12 protein-coding genes and 1 rRNA gene (1 of these 13 only partly in view) are annotated in these 17,461 nt (G+C 53.1%); 2 read left to right on the forward strand and 11 right to left on the reverse strand.

Annotated elements, in window-relative coordinates; genetic code table 11:
- Positions 1-645, reverse strand: a 16S ribosomal RNA gene (locus R70331_RS27630) (it extends 903 nt beyond the left edge of the window).
- Between the two features lie 404 nt (positions 646-1,049).
- Here R70331_RS27630 and R70331_RS27635 point away from each other — a divergent pair.
- A complete protein-coding gene (locus R70331_RS27635; RefSeq protein ID WP_081947767.1) occupies positions 1,050-2,306 on the forward strand; it encodes an MFS transporter in 1,257 nt (418 codons plus the stop codon).
- Between the two features lie 204 nt (positions 2,307-2,510).
- Positions 2,511-3,785 carry a molybdopterin-dependent oxidoreductase gene (locus R70331_RS27640; RefSeq protein ID WP_042181129.1) on the forward strand — a complete coding sequence of 425 codons (1,275 nt, stop codon included), beginning with the start codon at positions 2,511-2,513 and terminating at the stop codon, positions 3,783-3,785.
- 82 nt (positions 3,786-3,867) lie between these two features.
- Here the strand turns inward: R70331_RS27640 and R70331_RS31330 are convergent, their stop codons facing one another.
- From R70331_RS31330 to R70331_RS27690, 10 genes are all read right to left on the reverse strand, one after another.
- A complete protein-coding gene (locus tag R70331_RS31330; RefSeq protein WP_231576366.1) occupies positions 3,868-4,815 on the reverse strand; it encodes a hypothetical protein in 948 nt (315 codons plus the stop codon).
- 13 nt (positions 4,816-4,828) lie between these two features.
- Entirely contained in the window at positions 4,829-6,070 is a 1,242-nt protein-coding gene (locus R70331_RS27650) for an ABC transporter permease (protein WP_042181130.1), read from the reverse strand.
- Complete coding sequence (locus R70331_RS27655) at positions 6,067-6,786, reverse strand: ABC transporter ATP-binding protein (protein ID WP_042181132.1); 720 nt, start codon at positions 6,784-6,786, stop codon at positions 6,067-6,069. Before R70331_RS27655 ends, R70331_RS27650 begins: the two co-directional genes overlap by 4 nt.
- A gap of 11 nt (positions 6,787-6,797) precedes the next feature.
- The gene (locus R70331_RS27660; protein WP_042181134.1) at positions 6,798-8,519 is read right to left on the reverse strand and encodes an alkaline phosphatase; all 1,722 of its coding nucleotides are present in this window, start codon (positions 8,517-8,519) and stop codon (positions 6,798-6,800) included.
- 229 nt (positions 8,520-8,748) lie between these two features.
- Entirely contained in the window at positions 8,749-10,761 is a 2,013-nt protein-coding gene (gene ligA, locus R70331_RS27665) for an NAD-dependent DNA ligase LigA (RefSeq protein ID WP_042181136.1), read from the reverse strand.
- A 97-nt stretch (positions 10,762-10,858) separates the two neighbouring features.
- Positions 10,859-13,225: a DNA helicase PcrA gene (pcrA, locus tag R70331_RS27670; RefSeq protein WP_042181138.1), complete on the reverse strand. Its 2,367-nt coding sequence runs from the start codon at positions 13,223-13,225 to the stop codon at positions 10,859-10,861.
- A gap of 16 nt (positions 13,226-13,241) precedes the next feature.
- On the reverse strand, positions 13,242-13,949 hold the full coding sequence (locus R70331_RS27675; RefSeq protein ID WP_042183337.1) for a heptaprenylglyceryl phosphate synthase: 708 nt from the start codon (positions 13,947-13,949) through the stop codon (positions 13,242-13,244).
- A gap of 142 nt (positions 13,950-14,091) precedes the next feature.
- Positions 14,092-14,958 (reverse strand): phosphatidylinositol-specific phospholipase C/glycerophosphodiester phosphodiesterase family protein, encoded by an 867-nt coding sequence (locus tag R70331_RS27680; protein WP_042181140.1) that lies wholly within the window; start codon positions 14,956-14,958, stop codon positions 14,092-14,094.
- Positions 14,959-15,057: 99 nt separating this feature from the next.
- Positions 15,058-16,458: an undecaprenyl-phosphate glucose phosphotransferase gene (locus R70331_RS27685; RefSeq protein WP_042181142.1), complete on the reverse strand. Its 1,401-nt coding sequence runs from the start codon at positions 16,456-16,458 to the stop codon at positions 15,058-15,060.
- On the reverse strand, positions 16,455-17,408 hold the full coding sequence (locus R70331_RS27690) for a glycosyltransferase family 2 protein (RefSeq protein ID WP_081947768.1): 954 nt from the start codon (positions 17,406-17,408) through the stop codon (positions 16,455-16,457). The genes R70331_RS27685 and R70331_RS27690 overlap by 4 nt, the downstream gene beginning before the upstream one ends.
- Positions 17,409-17,461: the final 53 nt, after the last annotated feature.

Genomic DNA, 17,461 nt, shown 5'->3' on the forward strand with positions numbered 1-17,461 from the left:
AGTTTCCAGTGCGACCTCAGGTTGAGCCCAAGGTTTAAACACCAGACTTAAATAGCCGCCTGCGCGCGCTTTACGCCCAATAATTCCGGACAACGCTTGCCCCCTACGTATTACCGCGGCTGCTGGCACGTAGTTAGCCGGGGCTTTCTTCTCAGGTACCGTCACTCCGGTAGCAGTTACTCTACCGGACGTTCTTCCCTGGCAACAGAGCTTTACGATCCGAAAACCTTCATCACTCACGCGGCGTTGCTCCGTCAGGCTTTCGCCCATTGCGGAAGATTCCCTACTGCTGCCTCCCGTAGGAGTCTGGGCCGTGTCTCAGTCCCAGTGTGGCCGTTCACCCTCTCAGGTCGGCTACGCATCGTCGCCTTGGTGAGCCGTTACCCCACCAACTAGCTAATGCGCCGCAGGCCCATCCCTTAATGACAGATTGCTCCGCCTTTCATTCTCTTCTCAGGAGAAAAAAGAAATTATCCGGTATTAGCTACCGTTTCCGGTAGTTATCCCAGGTTAAGGGGCAGGTTGCCTACGTGTTACTCACCCGTCCGCCGCTAAGCTTACCCCGAAGGATAAGCTCCGCTCGACTTGCATGTATTAGGCACGCCGCCAGCGTTCGTCCTGAGCCAGGATCAAACTCTCCAAATTGGTATTTAGAAAGAGCGATTGCTCATTTTGAAACTGACGATTCATTAAATGAATCTTGTAAAAATTAACGCGTTCCATTTGTTCAGTTTTCAAAGAACTTGCTCCTGCCGTTTCAACAATTCGTTTCACGACCGGAATTAGATTGTATCATTTTTCAATGATTATTGTCAACTTATTTTTTCTCAGCCCGTTTACTCGGCGTCGATGTCTCATAAGCACAAGAGATAATATATCATGCTGATCGTATCATTGCAAGCTTTTTTTATAAAATGATTATTACGTCTATTTCGGGCAGCTTCAGAGCAATAATTGTATTCCCTGTATGCCCAGCTGTAGCTACAATAGAAGCTATTGAAGTATTCCGAATAATTAAACTTCAGCTACGAGTATTGAAAGGAGTATCAATGAATACTAACGCTACGCAGGATATTCCTGCACCTGCTCTTGAAGTCCGGGAGCAGCGCAGTCAGCAGCAGGCTACTATCTACAGGATTTTGCTTGCTGTCAGCTTTGTCCATCTGTTCAATGATTCAATTCAGGCTTTGATTCCGGCAATGTTTCCTACGCTGAGGGATAACCTGCTGCTGTCCTTCACCCAGATCGGCTGGCTTGCATTTGCCCTTAATATGACCTCATCGCTGATTCAGCCGGTAATCGGATTCGCCGCTGACCGCAAGCCCCGGCCTATTCTTCTGCCGCTTGGAATGTGCTGTACCTTTGCCGGAGTGTTCCTGCTGGCCTTTGCTGACAGTTACGCACTGGTCATCTTCTCGGTTATACTCGTCGGATTCGGATCAGCGGCCTTCCATCCAGAAGGGATGCGTGTTGCTCATATGGCAGCAGGACAGCGCAAGGGCTTGTCCCAGTCCATTTTCCAAGTCGGCGGTAATGCCGGCCAGTCCTTGGGGCCTCTGCTTATTAACTGGGTATTCATTCCCTTCGGGCAGATTGGAGCACTCGGATTCACTGTTTTCGCCGCAGCCGGTATTGCTGTCCAGACGTATGTGGCCAAGTGGTACAGCGGTATGCTGAGCGCCGGTTATACGTTCCGCAAAAGGTCCCCGGGAGGCGTAATAGATCCTGCACGGCGCAAAGCGGTTGTTACTGCTGCGGTTATTCTGATCTTTATCGTATTTGTCCGCTCCTGGTACGGTGCTTCTATCGGAGGATATTATTCCTTCTATTTAATGGATCATTACGGGATGAAGCTTGAGCAAGCCCAGATCTATATTTTTATGTATCTGGCTGCCGGAGCTGTAGGCACTTTTTTTGGCGGACCGCTTGCTGACCGCTTCGGACGGCGCAATCTTATTCTGGTTTCAATGCTGGGTACAGTACCGCTCGCTTTGGCACTGCCGTTTGTGAGCCAGTTCTGGGCGGCTGTGCTGCTTATTATCTCCGGCTTTGTGTTACTTTCCAGCTTCTCGGTAACTGTTGTGTACGCACAGATGCTGTTTCCGGGTAATATAGGTACCGTGTCCGGCCTGATTACCGGCCTTGCTTTTGGACTAGGCGGTATCGGTTCTCTAATCATCGGCAAACTGATTGACCACTACGATATTGCAACAGTGTTTGTAGCCTGCGGCTTTCTTCCGCTGCTCGGACTGCTTGCCCTTTTGCTTCCCGGTGACAAGCAACTGGAGCAGTGGGCGGCTGAATAGGTCTTCTCCCTTCTATATCCGCGTTACCTTTATAAAGCCCATCCATCTCCATTCAGGAGCAGGACGGGCTTTTTCAGCGTAGTACAAAACTATTTTCCGGCAGCTTAAAGGGCACATTATTCAACGGTACTTTTTTGCGGTACAATTAATTAATTCAAACTTGAAATAAACCGTTGTGGCCGGAAGCTGAAGGAGGGATCATTTTTGAAAAAGATAGTGGCTGACATCCGGAAAGGGTATGGGAAAAAGCTCGTCTCGATTCACCGCTGGAACGCCTGGCTTGTGCTTATTCTGGCTGTGAGCGGGCTGCTTCTGGTAGGCGGCTTCTGGCGGGAAGTGCTGGGCGAGGGGAGAGTATGGCTCAAATGGGCGCATATCGCCTTTGGACTGATCCTGCTAATCCCGGTTATCTATTATCTTGTGCTTGCTGCCAAGCACTGGAAGAGGTTAAACGGGAAAACCGCCCAGAAGGTAAATGTCATCTTCGTGCTGGTGCTGCTTATCGGCTGGCTTTTATCAGGAATTGTACTCTGGCAGTTCAGGCTTGCCGGACCAAGAGCGGCCAATGCAGCGCTTTTGATTCATGACCTGCTGACCTGGATCGGACTGCCAATCATCATTTACCATTCCATCACGCGGGTGAAATGGCTCAAAGAACCCCGAAAACGATCTGTCATTACTGAAACAGGCGCCGCTGAACGAACCGGTATGTCCGCGGATTCACAGCAACCTGCAGCTGCGCCTGTCCCTCAACCTGTATACACACGGCGCGGCTTCATCAAGCTGGCGGTCGGAGCAGGACTTGCGGTAACCGTTGGCCCGACCTTTGTCCGGTGGATCGGCAAATCTCTCCAGATGCCGGGTACGGCGGATTATGCGGCCAGTAATGCTAACGCCCTTATTCCCGATCCTGTTCCGCTGAGAGCTTCATTACCGCCCATCGGCGGCGGTGCAGAGGGAAGCTTCCGGGTATACACGGTGACCAAGATTCCGGCGTTCGACAACTCTAACTGGTCCTTCACGATCGACGGTCTGGTGGATAACAAATTCACCTGGACCTGGGAAGAGTTCGTTAAGCTGCAGCGTGAGGTACAGGTCAGTGATTTTCACTGTGTAACCGGCTGGTCTGTATATAAAAACACGTGGGAAGGCCTGCCTCTCTCCAAGCTGCTGGATATGGCCGGGGTGAAGCAGGAGGCCGTCATGGTCAAGCTATATTCCGGCGACGGTGTATACACCGATTCCCTGACACTCCCTCAGGCCCGCATGGAGGATGTGATGGTCGCGGTAATGCATGACGGTAAGCCTATCCCTAACCAGCTTGGAGGGCCGGTACGTCTGGTGACTCCGCAAATGTATGCCTACAAATCGGTTAAATGGCTTAACCGGATCGAGCTGATTGATCAGGATCACACCGGATACTGGGAAGAGCGGGGTTATGATAAGGATGCCTGGCTGCCGGGCGCCACACGGGTATAGCAGAAAGCACCTCCCCAACTTGAATACCAAACAGCCCCCGTACCTTAACAGGCAAAGGGGGCTGTTTATCATGGCGTTCATTTTAGAGGCTTTTATAAGAAGCATCATACAGCCGGAACATTGTTTTGTAGCCTGATTCATCAATTTTAATGCCCACATCCAGGCGCCCTGTTATCTCCAGCGGCCCGGAAGTATAGCGGAGCTTGTCGCCTGCTGGCACAAAGACAATCATGATCTTGTTCCAGTAGGTTTCATCCCCGTTATCAAAGGGACACTCTGCACCCGGTTCGGGAATCAGCAGAAACCAGTTTTTCTCAAAGGAAAGGACTTCACCCATAAAGCCCTTAATTTTGACCTGGCTGCCGCTAAGATCCCAGAAATACTCTGAGGGGCGCGTCTGGTCGCTGCCATCAAAGAAACCGTTCCAGTCAATGGAGGTAAGCCCCTCCATAGCGGTTCCTGCCGGAATCTCCGCTGCCGCTGCTGCAGATTGAATAGGGCTCACCGCCGGAGCAGCTGAAGCAACGGGTTGCGACACAGGGACGGAAGACGGCAAAGCAACTGCTGTACCTGAGACGTTACCTCCAGTTTTCCCGGCAGGTACCTGTGCAGCAGCTTCAGCCGAAGCCGGGGCAGCTGCAGGCCCTGGTGTCCCGGGAGCGGTGCTATCAGCTGCAGCCTTGGCGGGCTTGCTGCTCTGCCCTTTCGCAGCAGCACCCGTTTCCTGCTGCCGGACTCCCGTTCCGCCGGATGCACCGCCAGCCGGAGAACTGCTTACAGCCGGGATCGCTGTAGCAGCAGCCCGCTCTGCCGGAGGTGAAACCGAGGCTTGCGGCAATCCGGTTGGCTCCTGCACAACCGGATTGCCGCTTATACCTGCCGGCCGGTCTGACTGATCGGGCGCCTCCATCACTGCAGCAAAGGATTCCCCCCGGCCTTCTGCCGGCGTATTCTGGCCGCAGGCCTGCAGCAGCAGCATGACCATCGCTGCTGTCAGTGCTGGAAGCAGCTTTTTCTGTAATCGTATCAAGTCGGTGTACCTCCTAGGATTTGAACAAAGCGAGCGGATGCATCCGGTACATCCGGAAAGCAGGCCCGAGCGAGGATAACAAACCTATAGCAACTGCCCCGGCGGCAATCAGCCAATGCCCGGCTGTCCACTGGTACGGCTGAATCTGAATCCCGGCCTGTGCGAACAGCGCATCCTTCAGCAGGTAAGCTCCGAGATGACCGAGCAGCAAGCCGGCGATCAGCCCGGTCACCGTAACAAGCAAGCCTTCACTTGTTAAGGCAAGCCATACATAAGCTCTTGATTTTCCGAGCAGACGCAGCAGGCCGACATCCTTAGTACGTTCACCCGCTGCGGCAATAAGCGATAACAGAATCGAAATACCGGCCAGCAGCACGCAGATTGCCGTGAGCATACCCAGCAGCCTTGAACCCTGATCCACTGCGTTCAGCACATCAGAAACAGCCTTACTCGAATAAGCCGCTTGAATCCCATTACTGCCATCAAACGCCTCTTTAAGATCATGCGCCCCAAGCAGACTAGCCGGCTTGACCAATACCGCAGTGATCTCCCTTTCCTCAGGTGCAAGTTCATGCACAGCCCAGGCATAATCCACGGTAGTAAAAATAGCACGGTCATCCGGAGTATGGAGCTCAGGAAGAATCCCAGCTACAGTATAACGGAAGCTGTCATGAGCATGTTCTTCTCCATGCTCCCCGGCGTGCGCATCGTCATCAACATGACCAGCAGCTGCCTCTGCCTCAGACCCTTCCACCTGCACTAGCCCGTGCGCTCCAGAAAAGATATCTCCAACTTTCAGGCCCAATGACTCGGCAACATAAGCTCCGACAATGGTCTCACCGGTATGGGCATACATGGAGCCTTCCTGCAGTCTGGTGCCGCCATACCTTGTAAAAAAATAACCTGACTCCAGCCCGATTATCGGATACCCCCTATAGTTATCTCCGGCGGTCATCGCATACGCTTCAGCAACGGCTGTATCCCGCCTGGCCTGATCTAAAGCGGCAAGCGGAATGTTCCCGTTAGGTGCACCGATATGGTAAAAGGTGTTAAGCACAAGCTGGGTCTCACTGCCCGCAGCACCGATAACAAGGTCAAAAGGGCCGTAGCCCTGCTTGGCCCCCTGCTCCACACTGTCCCGTGACAATGTCAGCAGTACGATAAAGGCAACGGTAACAGCTACCGCGCAGACGGTAAGCAGAGACAAAAAACGCCGGTGCAGCACATTGCGCAGTGTCAGCCGAAACAGGCTCATACAGGTATCTCTCCCCGCTGCAGAAGGACGGTCTGCTGCAGCGGCACTGCATCCCGGCTGACTGCATTCACCTCCCGGATATTTAAACATTGCGGAAAACGCCCTGCCATATTGAGGTCATGGGTAACTACAATTAAGGTGTGGCCGTGAGCCCTGCTCAGCTCAAGCAAAAGAGCTGAAATCTCGTCTGCCGTCTCCCAGTCCAGGCTGCCTGTAGGCTCATCGGCCAGCAGAAGCGGAGGATGATTCACCAGAGCCCGTACGATGGCTACCCGCTGCTGCTGACCGCGTGACAGCTGGGAAGGCAGGTGCCGGCTGCGGTCAGCCAAGCCTACCTGCTCCAGCCAGCCGTCAACGGTCCGTCTGCGCTCCTTGGACGTGAGCCTTGCCGTCATCGCGATCTCAATATTCTGCCGGGCAGTCAACGAGGGGATTAAGTGGAAATCCTGCAGGACATAACCGATATTAGCAGCCCTGAAGGCATCCCGTTTCGCTTCCGCCAGTTCATGAAGCGGCTGGCCGTCCACTGTCAGACTGCCGCTGTCCGCCCGCAGGATTCCGCTGATCAGATGCAAAAGCGTGCTTTTACCGGACCCGCTGGGTCCGGTAATGGCTATACGCTCTCCTTTATGAACATTCCATTCAGGGACATCCAGAATCGGTACTGCTCTGCCGTCTACTCTGAACTGTTTTTTCAAATCCCGTATCTGGAGCAACCGGGTCACCCCTATCTCAGAATAAGCCGTTCGGACAGGGAATCCCACTTCAGGGTTGTACCCGTCAGCTGATTAAATGCTGTGAGCGGAAGATACAGCACGCCGTTATCGATATCCACGGTATAGGCTGCCGTCTTGCCGTTCAGCTTGGCTGTTTTGCCGGTAAGGCTTATCTCAACCGCATTGTTTTTGAATGTCAGCTTCGCGCTCGCCGCATCGCCTTTATACGTGCCGCCAAGCGCCTTGCTCAAGGCTTCAGCCGGGTAGAGCACCTCGTTATCACGGCTGATTTTAAACTTAGGATACAGATATTTGGACTGCAGCTCAGCTGAACGCTTCTTCAAATTCAGACCCAGAATATCTGCGCCAGCAGTCGCAATCTGTGTGTTATCCACCTGGCCTTTTACCTTGTCTGCAATCGGCCCGTAGGCCCAGACTCCGACATCCACTGCCGAGTGCCCGTGACCGGACCAGCCGACGAGCAGGCGTTTGGAAATGACCGCATTATAGGCACCTTCGCGTTTGTAGGAGGAACCGTCACCGTTCATAATCTGGGTAACCTCTTCATCGGTTAGATCCGTAATCCAGGTATTTGCTGTTACAATGCTGCGGATCTCCTCCGGTGTCTGGGCCGCTTCAAGATCTGCCGCCAGGCTTTCGGAGGAATGCTTCTGCTTGTTCCACAGATCGATATTGATCTCATAAATGTTATCGCGCGAGAGGGACAGGCCGCCTGTCTCATGGTCCGCTGTAACTACAACGGAGGTGTTGCCGTTTTTCTTCGCGAATTCAATCGCGGTCTTAAAAGCAGCGTCGAAGTCGAGTGCTTCCTGAACAAGGGTCGGCAGATCATTGGCATGACCGGCATGGTCAATACGCCCGCCTTCAATCATCATCACAAACCCTTCCTTATCAGCGGATAGTATATTCAGTGCCTTGGAGGTCATCGCAGCAAGACTAGGCGTTTCTGCCGTACGATCCGGAACATAGGCAACATGGGAGCTGCCGAACAGGCCAAGCACCTTGGTATTTTTGGAGGTGAGCGCATTTAGGGCAGACGTATTCTCAACTACGGTGTAACCCTTTGCTTTAAAATCAGGGATGAGGCTCTTGTCCGTCCGTTTGCCCTTCTCTTCCTTGGTCACAAAAAACTGCTTCCCGCCGCCCATCAGCACATCCACACCGCTCTCCAGATACTGCGAGGCAATGGCTGCTTCATTATCACGGCTGCGCACATGGGATGCGTAAACGGCTGGTGTGGCATGGGTGATACGGGCCGTGGTCACGAGTCCTGTTGCTTTTCCGGTACTTTCAGCAGCCTCGATGATAGAAGCAAAAGGCTTGGATACGTCCTCGTTAGATACGCTGATCCCGGCATTGTAGGTTTTGTGTCCTGTGGCAAAGGCAGTACCTGCTGAGGCAGAATCCGTAACGATACCGGAAACAATCTTCCCGCCGTCTTCACCGCGGTCAGCATATGTAGTAGCCTGTCCTACATAATATGGATCAATATTCAGATGATTGACACCCTTGGTGTATTGCTGAAAGTATCTTGCCGCCGAAATCTGGGCCGGCCCCATACCGTCGCCAATCAATACAATTAGATTTTTAGACTGGGCTTTTGCCGTTCCCCCTGCATTCGACGTACCCTGTGCCGCTCCGGCAAGTGTTGCCCCTGAAACCACAGCTGCTGCCAGTCCCCCAAAGATAATGCCCTTCATCAGCTTGTTCATTGTATACCTCTTCCTCCTTATGGTGATTCTTACCCTAGCTTAGCTTGGAAAAGTTAACCATATGTCAAAATAAGTAATTGGTTTTATTAAATTATCAGTTGTTCATATATTTCTTAATGCAATTACCAGGCCGCTGGATGGATATGAAAAAGAGCCCTGCATCCCCGCTGCTGCGCAGTGAGATTACAGGACTCTACAAGTCCGCTGTTATGCAATTGGGTAGAGCCGCTTACAGCTCCAGCAGCCGGATGAGTTCATCTTCATCCTCGATGACCTGAATGCCGAGCTGCTGGGCTTTGGCCAGCTTGCTGCCTGCCTTTTCGCCGGCAATAACCAGATCCGTTTTCTTGGAGACGCTGCCCGACACCTTGGCTCCCAGTGCCTCCAGCCGCTCTGCTGCCTCCTCACGGGTAAGCTTCTGCAGGGAGCCGGTCAGAACAACTGTTTTGCCGCTGAAGAAGGAATCGGAACTGACCTGGCGCGGCGCTTCCGGCACTTTGGCCTGCACACCAAGCTCCAGCATACGGTTGATGCTGACCACTACAAAAGGATCCGCGAAGAAGCTCACGATGCTCTCCGCCACGATTCCCCCGATATCCGGCAGACCGGACAGCTCTTCTGCAGTTGCGTTCATAACAGCCTCCAGGCTGCGGTAATGATCGGCCAGCATCCGGGTGGTTGCCTTGCCTGTATTCGGAATACCCAGCGCATACAGGAAGGAGGCGAGATCCCGTCCCTTGCTATCCTCCAGCGCCTTAAGCAGATTGTCCGCCTTCTTCTCACCAAAGCGCTCCAGTTTAACCAGCTGCTCAAAGGTAAGCTCGTATAAGTCTGCAGGCTCGCGCACGTTCAGCTCTTCATGCAGCTGGCCGGCTGTCTTCTCGCTGAAGGTCTCGATATCCATTGCATCCCGGGAGGCAAAATGAGTGATCCGGCTGACAATCTGCGGCTTGCAGTCCAGCTTGTTGTTGCAGAACAGATGCGCACCGCGCATTTCCAGCGGGAAGCCGCAGGCAGGGCAATTTTCCGGGAAAATAATCTCTCCGCCGTCGCTTTCTTCTGTCACCTTGCCGAGAATCTCCGGAATGACATCATTGGAGCGGCGGATGAAGACGCGGGTACCCAGCGCATGCTTCAGATTTTTGCGTTCGATGTCCCCGACGTTATTAAGTGTACAGTTCTGGACGGTAACGCCGGCAAGCTCTACCGCTTCGACCCGGGCCAGAGGGGTCACCTTGCCTGTACGCCCTACATTCCAGCTGACCGATTCCAGAATGGTCGTTGTCTCTTCCGCTTCGAACTTGTAAGCCACCGCCCATCGCGGGAACTTATCGGTATAGCCGAGTGCTTCACGGATCCGGAAGTCCGTTACCTTAATAACTGCACCGTCAATCAGATAATCCAATCCGGCCCGCTGCTCCTCTATTTCTGCCAGCTGCTCTGTAACATCATCGAAAGCATCGAAATAGGTTAGGTACGGATTCACTTTAAACCGGTTGCTCCGCAGGAAATCCATCATCTGCTGATGATCGGCAAACTGCATGCCTTCAGCAAAGCCCACATTATAAAAGAATGCGTTCAGCCTGCGTTCAGCAGTCGTCTTCGGATTCAGGTTACGCAGGGCTCCGGCAGCTCCGTTGCGCGCGTTCTTGAGCGGATCGGCAGCGCGTGTATTGTAATCGGCCAGCACGGACAGATTCATAATGCCCTCGCCCTGCACTTCAATCCGGCCTTCCTTAAACGGAATGGTCAGCGGAACGGATTTGATCGTCTTAACCTGGGCAAGGATACCTTCACCGGTTACCCCGTTCCCCCGGGTCGCAGCCTGTACAAGCTTGCCGTCCTGATAAGTCAGGTTAAGGGTCAGACCGTCAAACTTCAGCTCCACCGCATAACAAGGCTCTGGCAGCGGGGTATCCGGATTCTTCGAGTTATAGTCATTCACCAGCTTCAGGACACGGGCGTTCCAGCTCCGCAGCTGCTCGATATTCTGCGCCTTATCCAGGCTCCACAGCGGCGCAAGGTGCCGGTGCGGGGTAAATCCCTTCAGCAGCTCTCCCCCCACACGCTGGGTTGGGGAATCCGGGAGCACCATACCGCTTTCTGCTTCAAGCTGAATCAGCCTGTCATAGAGCACATCGTATTCCTTGTCGCTGACTAACGGGGCATCCAGGGTGTAATAGTGATAATTGTGTTGGTTCAGCTCAGCAACGAGCTCTTCCATGGTATGCATAACGTCCATCCGGGCTAATCCCTCCGTTATATGGGTTGTATCTAGCAAGAGAATGACACTTCTATATCACTTTATTTTCTATAATCGCTTGTGCTAACCCTGCCGGCTACTCGACTTTGGTAATCGGTGCAAATCCGGCCAGCAGCCGCTTCACGCCAACCGGCGCCGGAAAAGCAATCTGCAGCTCCGTATCGTTGCCGGTGCCCTTCACGGACACAATGGTGCCGGTGCCCCATTTGCCGTGGGCCACCTTGTCGCCGGCCTTGAACTCACCGGCCGGCGCCGCAGCCCCTCCCGTAGCGCGCTGCGCGCCGCTGCCGGTCGTTACGCTCACGCGTCCTGCCCCCGGGACAGCGGACGCGGTACTGCCGCCCAGGCTGCTGCTTTGCCCGCCAGCCGCCGGCGAAGTACCGGCACCGCCTGTGGCGCGGCTGCCGAAGTTCCCCCGGCTGCCTCCGCCAAAGCCGCGGCCGCCATAGGCACCGCCTGCCTCCGCGCCGCCGCGACGGAAGCGGTCCGATTCACGGACGGTGTCTTCCTTCAGCTCCTCCGGAATCTCCTCCAGGAAGCGGGACGGCGGGTTGGCCGTCGTCCGCCCGAACAGCGTGCGCATTCTTGCACAGCTGAGGAACAGCTGCTTCTCTGCGCGCGTAATGCCTACATACGCCAGCCGGCGCTCCTCTTCCAGCTCATCATTGTCCTGGAAGGCACGGCTGTGCGGGAATACGCCCTCCTCCATGCCGATGATGAATACCGTCGGGAATTCCAGACCCTTGGCACTGTGCATCGTCATCAGCACAACCGCATCGCTGCGGTCCTCTTCGTCGTTGTTCATGCTGTCAATATCCGCGATCAGCGCCAGATCGGTCAGGAAGGAGACCAGCGACTTGTCTTCATTATTCTTTTCAAACTCCATCGTCACGGACAGGAACTCGTCAATGTTCTCCAGCCGGGCACGGGACTCCAGCGTATTCTCATTTTGCAGCTCCAGCCGGTACTGGGACAGCTCCAATATCTTCTCGGTAAGCTCGGTTACGGACAGGAATTCCACCATCCGGTGCAGCGCTTCGATCATGTCATAGAATTCAACCAGCGCGTTGCGCGTCCGGCCGGCAAAGCCGAGGTCATCCACCGTCTGCAGCATCCGGAAAATCGAGATTCCCCGTTCAGCTGCCGCTACAGCCAGCTTGCCGATTGTAGTATCCCCGAGTCCGCGCTTAGGCACGTTGATAATGCGCGCCAGACTGATGTCATCATCCGGGTTGGATAAGAGACGCAGGTAAGCGAGAATATCTTTAATTTCTTTACGGTCATAGAACTTGATCCCGCCGACAATCTGGTACGGGATATCCGATTTGATCAGAATTTCTTCTATTACACGGGACTGGGCATTGGTACGGTACAGAATGGCATGATTCTGGTAGGCCTGTCCCTGCTTAACGTTCTTGCTGATCTCTCCGGTGACGAAGTACCCCTCATCATGCTCGGAATCGCCGCGGAACACCTTAATCTTGGCACCCTCATCCGAGTCCGTCCACAGCTTCTTCGGTTTACGGCCTGTATTCAGGGCGATAACACCGTTGGCGGCATTCAGAATGTTCGAGGTTGAGCGGTAGTTCTGCTCCAGCAGAATGGTTGTGGCTTCCGGATAGTCCTCTTCAAAATTCAGAATGTTCGAAATATCCGCTCCGCGCCAGCGATAAATGGACTGGTCACTGTCGCCGACTACGCAAATCCGGTGATGGCCCTCGGCCAGCATCTTGCAGAGCATGTACTGCGCACGGTTCGTATCCTGATACTCATCGACATGAATGTATTTGAATTTCTTCTGATAAAAGTCCAGCACCTCAGGAACATCCTGGAACAGCTGAATTGTCTTCATAATGAGGTCATCGAAATCCAGCGAGTTGTTGCTTCGGAGCCGCTGCTGGTACTTTGCATATACTTTTGCCACAAGGCCTTCAAAGTAATCACCGATCTTCTGCTCATACTGCGCCGGCGTTATCAGTTCATTCTTCGCCGTGCTGATTACCGCCTGCACTGCCTTTGGCTCAAACTTCTTCGTATCAATGTTCAGATCCTTCATGCAGTTGCGGATAACAGAGAGCTGGTCGGAAGAATCGAGAATGGAAAAATTCGAGGTGAAGCCGATCCGTTCAATATCCTTACGCAGAATTCGTACACACATCGAGTGAAAAGTGGATACCCAGATATCCCGTCCTTCATCACCGACCAGCTTCGAGACACGCTCCTGCATCTCACGGGCTGCTTTATTCGTAAAGGTAATCGCGAGAATCGCCCATGGCGGCGCCATACGGTTCGCAATCAGCCAGGCAATCCGGTGGGTAAGCACGCGGGTCTTACCGCTGCCCGCTCCGGCCATAATCAAAAGAGGCCCTTCAGTCGTTTCTACAGCCTTGCGCTGCGGAGGATTCAACCGGCTAACGGCATCCTGTATGTTAATAAGTTGCATGGGTGACATGCTCCTTTCAAATATAGGTCTTCTGTGTCTTCTTAACCGCCTGCACAGTTAACAGCGCCTGCTGCACATCACGGTATATAATATTGCCCACTACGACGGTATCGCATAGTGCCGCAGCCTGTTCAGCCTCAGCCTCGCCGGTAATTCCCCCGCCGTAAAACAGCTGGCTGTGCTCTACCGACTCTCTCACTTCCCGGACAACCTCCATGCTGCCAAACATCCCGCTGTATTCAAGATAGACGACCGGCAGATGCATCAGCTTGTCCGCAATCTCCGCATACGCAGCGGCGGCCCGGCGGCTTAATCCGGTGTCGGCGCCGGTAAGACGGGCTACTGAGGAGTTTTCATTTAATACGATATATCCTTCCGTCAGCAGCAGCTCCCAAGGTATCAGACTGCCAAACCGCTCAATCGCCTTGCGGTGATGGCCCAGAATCCAGTCTGTATGCGGCGTGTTCAGCACCATAGGAATCATGTACAGGTCAAAGCCCGGAACAGCCGCCTCAAGCTCGGAAACCTCCAGTGCACAGGGCAGCTCATAGCGGCGCAGCCTGGAAAGCAGTTTGGTGGTGTTATCATAAGTGATACCGCTAGAGCCGCCTACAAGAATAGCATCTGTTCCGGAACGGCAAATTTCATCAAGCTCGCCATCTCCGAGTTCACGGTCCGGGTCCAGCTTAAACACATGCCGCCACGGCTGTATTAATTGCCGCATTTCATTCATCTGTCGTCCATCCTTACCCTTCAAAAATACGAACGTTTTTTCGCTTTTTTATTATAGTATATAACCGCCTGATCACCAAGCCGATTTGATAAAATAAGGGCCAAAACCGTTGTGTTTTTACTGCAGACGTTTATTAGCGTACGCCCCGCATCCGGCCAAGATCCTCTTCGGAGGCAAAATCCGTGTAAAACCCGTCCACACCCATCCGGGACAGCTTCGTTATTTCGTCCTCCTCGTTAACCGTATGTACATAGACGCGCGCTCCGGCCTGTTTTAGCTTATGAACAAAGCTCTTGGTTGCTCTGGTCACTGGCATTGTGATCTCCACACCGGTCTCCCGGGCAAACGCTATGACCTGCTCGTCGGTGTCATGAGACTGATATAACGTAAATATAGTTTCCGGGAAGGCGTACACCTTGTTGACAACATCAAGCATGTCACGGCTGTAGATCTGCGGTACAATCCGCGAGAGCAGTGCAGGGTCCTTCCGTTTGGCTGCCTCCACGATATGTTCAAATTGTCTGGTTACCAGCTGCGGATCAAGCTCTTTAGTGTCTGTAACAATATAAGCGTCGGGGTATGCCGCCATCAGCTCCATAATTTTATCGATATCAAGCGGGGAATAGAGTGTCAGAATCGGGCTGTCCATTACTTCCTTATGGCTAAGCACCGCCCCCTGTCTTGCAGCGGGCAGTACGTCAAGCTGACCGAGCAACCGGCTCATATTCCCGGTCCATTCATGGCGGGCAACCAGCTTATCGTCTGTAGTGAGCAGCAGGTCTGTCTCGAACACGCGTGTACCCTGCTCGTAGTTGGCCACAAAAGCATCCAGGGTATTCGTATACGTATGATTGTTAATCCCGCCCATCGCATGGGCTATAACCTTATGTGCAGTAAAGCCGGTGGCCGGCTCTTCTTCCTGGGGCCAAAGCGTAATTACCAGCAGCAGGATGATAGCGCCGGCCATGATGATAGATGCAGTGAGCTTTCTTTTATCCATAGTAGAGGAATTCCTTTGCAAAAGTTAGAGTAGAAAAAGCAAAAACGGCTGGAGCCTTATAACAAGGAAGTCAACCGTTTCTATGGGATCATTATAAAATTAATAGGCATTTTTGAAGCCGTTACGGATTGTTCTGGCAATAATGCGGATATCGAACAGCAGCGACCAGTTCTCGATATAAAAGATGTCATGCTTGATCCGGTCCTCAATCGACGTATCACCGCGCAGGCCGTTGCTCTGTGCCCATCCGGTAATCCCCGGACGAACATGGTGCTTGACCATATATTTCGGCACTTCGCCGCGGAACTGCTCCACATAAAAAGGACGCTCCGGACGCGGACCTACGACACTCATCTGGCCGAACAGCACATTGAAAAACTGCGGCAGCTCATCCAGGCTTGTTCTACGTATAAAGGTGCCGAACCGGGTCCGGCGCGGATCTTCCTTTGTACTCCAGCCTGTATCCACCTCGGCGTCCGTCTGCATTTTCATAGACCGGAACTTATACATCATGAAATTGCGGCGGTTCAGTCCAACACGCTCCTGCTTGAAGATAATCGGACCGGGTGACGTAAGCCTCACGCCCAGCGCCACAATCAGCATCACAGGAGACATTACGATAATCGCAAACAGGGAGAACACAATATCAAACACCCGCTTCGCCAGCTTATTGCCGGCCATATCCAGCGGAATATCGCGCACGTTAATCATCGGCATTCCGGCAAAATTATCGAAATACGGCCGCGCCGGCAGGTAATCAAAGAAATCAGGAATGATCAGCGTGCGCATACCGGCCTTTTCGCAGGCGGCAATGATAGCAGGGTACTTAGAATGGGCATCCAGCGGCAGTGCCAGAATAACCTCATCCACCGGCAGCATCTCAAGGATTCCGGCCAGCTCATCGACCGTACCGAGAATCGGCTTGTAACGCTGCTCCTCAATCCCGTCCCACTTATGAAAATCATCCAGGAACCCGATCGTTTCATAGCCCAGCTCAGGGTACTGGATCAAATTGTTGTAGAATCTTTTACCCAGGGAGCCCGCTCCAATAATCAGCACGAACTGGCGGTTATAGCCTTTTTCACGCAGAGATTTCAGCATCGTCTTCAGCACATAGCGGTACAGCATAATGGACAGAATGTTAAAGCCCATGTAAATGGCCAGGTATTGGCGGGAAACGTCTATTTGCTTCAGGAAGAACATCACGCCCAGAAGGATAAAGACGGCCATAATATGCACTTGGAATATCTTCAGGAATTCATCAACAAATCGCTTCTTGCGCTTCGGCAGATAAAGTGAGAGCACAATCCCGATCAGCACAGCTATTGCGCCATACATAATGCTCCAATAAGCGTAGGACTCTACCGGGAGCGTGTTATAGGACTCCAGCCAGCCGCTGCGGAACTTCAGCCACCAGGCCGCCAGAAAGGACAGCTGAATCACTATAAAGTCGGCAACCATATACAGCTGGGTCAAAAATTTCTGATTACGGCGGATCATAATCTCACCTCGGCCTTCGATTCAATCTGGGTTCCCGCTTCAGCAGAAGCTGTAAGGCTCTGTGCCGGAGTCGGCGCCGGTCGAGGCGCCCTCAGGGCATTGACGGCAAGGGACAGCATAAACTTGACCGCCACACCGGCATACACCGTTCCGTTAATTATACTGTTGTACTGCCTCCTATAATGCTTACGGTGGAATAAGATCATTGCTCTGTGAAACTCATAGACGATCTTGAACGGCCTGCGCCGCGCGCTGCCGCCCTTCAGATGGATGATATAGGTCTGCGGATAATAATGAATTCCCCAGCCCGCTTCCTTAATCCGGTAGCACCAGTCCAGGTCCTCGCCGTACATAAAGAATTCCTCGTCCAGCCCGCCTACCTGATCAATCGTCTTGCGCCGGACCAGCATAAAAGCCCCGACAAGGCAATCAACAGGATACGCCTCATCCGGGTTCAAGTATCCTAACTGGTAGCCGTTAAATCTGGGATTGTCCGGGAACAGCTTACTGAAGCCAAACGCATAATAAAAGGATGCCTCAGGCGTCGGGAACCCCCGCTTACAGGCTTTATCCAGCGAACCGTCCGGCAGAATCACCTTGCAGCCCGAGGCCCCGAGCTCAGGACGGCTGTCCATAAAAGCAGCCATTGTCTCCAGTGTATCGCGGCGTATCACCGTATCCGAGTTCAGCAGCAGCACATACCGCCCGGAAGCAACCTCCATCCCCTGGTTGTTGCCGCGGGCAAAGCCCACATTCTCTTTATTCGCAATCAGCGTTACATCCGGAAATTCTGCGCTGATCTTCGCGACGGAATCATCATGCGAATTATTATCTATCAAAATAATTTCATAGGAAAAGTTCGTATCCGACTCATACACCGACCTGATACAGTCCATCGTCAGGCGGCAGGTGTTGTAATTGAGAATTAAAATACTGACATCTACATTCACTCCGCTACGCTCCTGACAAATATAGTAATCTATCGACAATTATTATAACACAA

Origin of the sequence: Paenibacillus sp. FSL R7-0331 (assembly GCF_000758645.1) — a bacterium.
Classification (GTDB): domain Bacteria; phylum Bacillota; class Bacilli; order Paenibacillales; family Paenibacillaceae; genus Paenibacillus_AQ; species Paenibacillus_AQ camerounensis.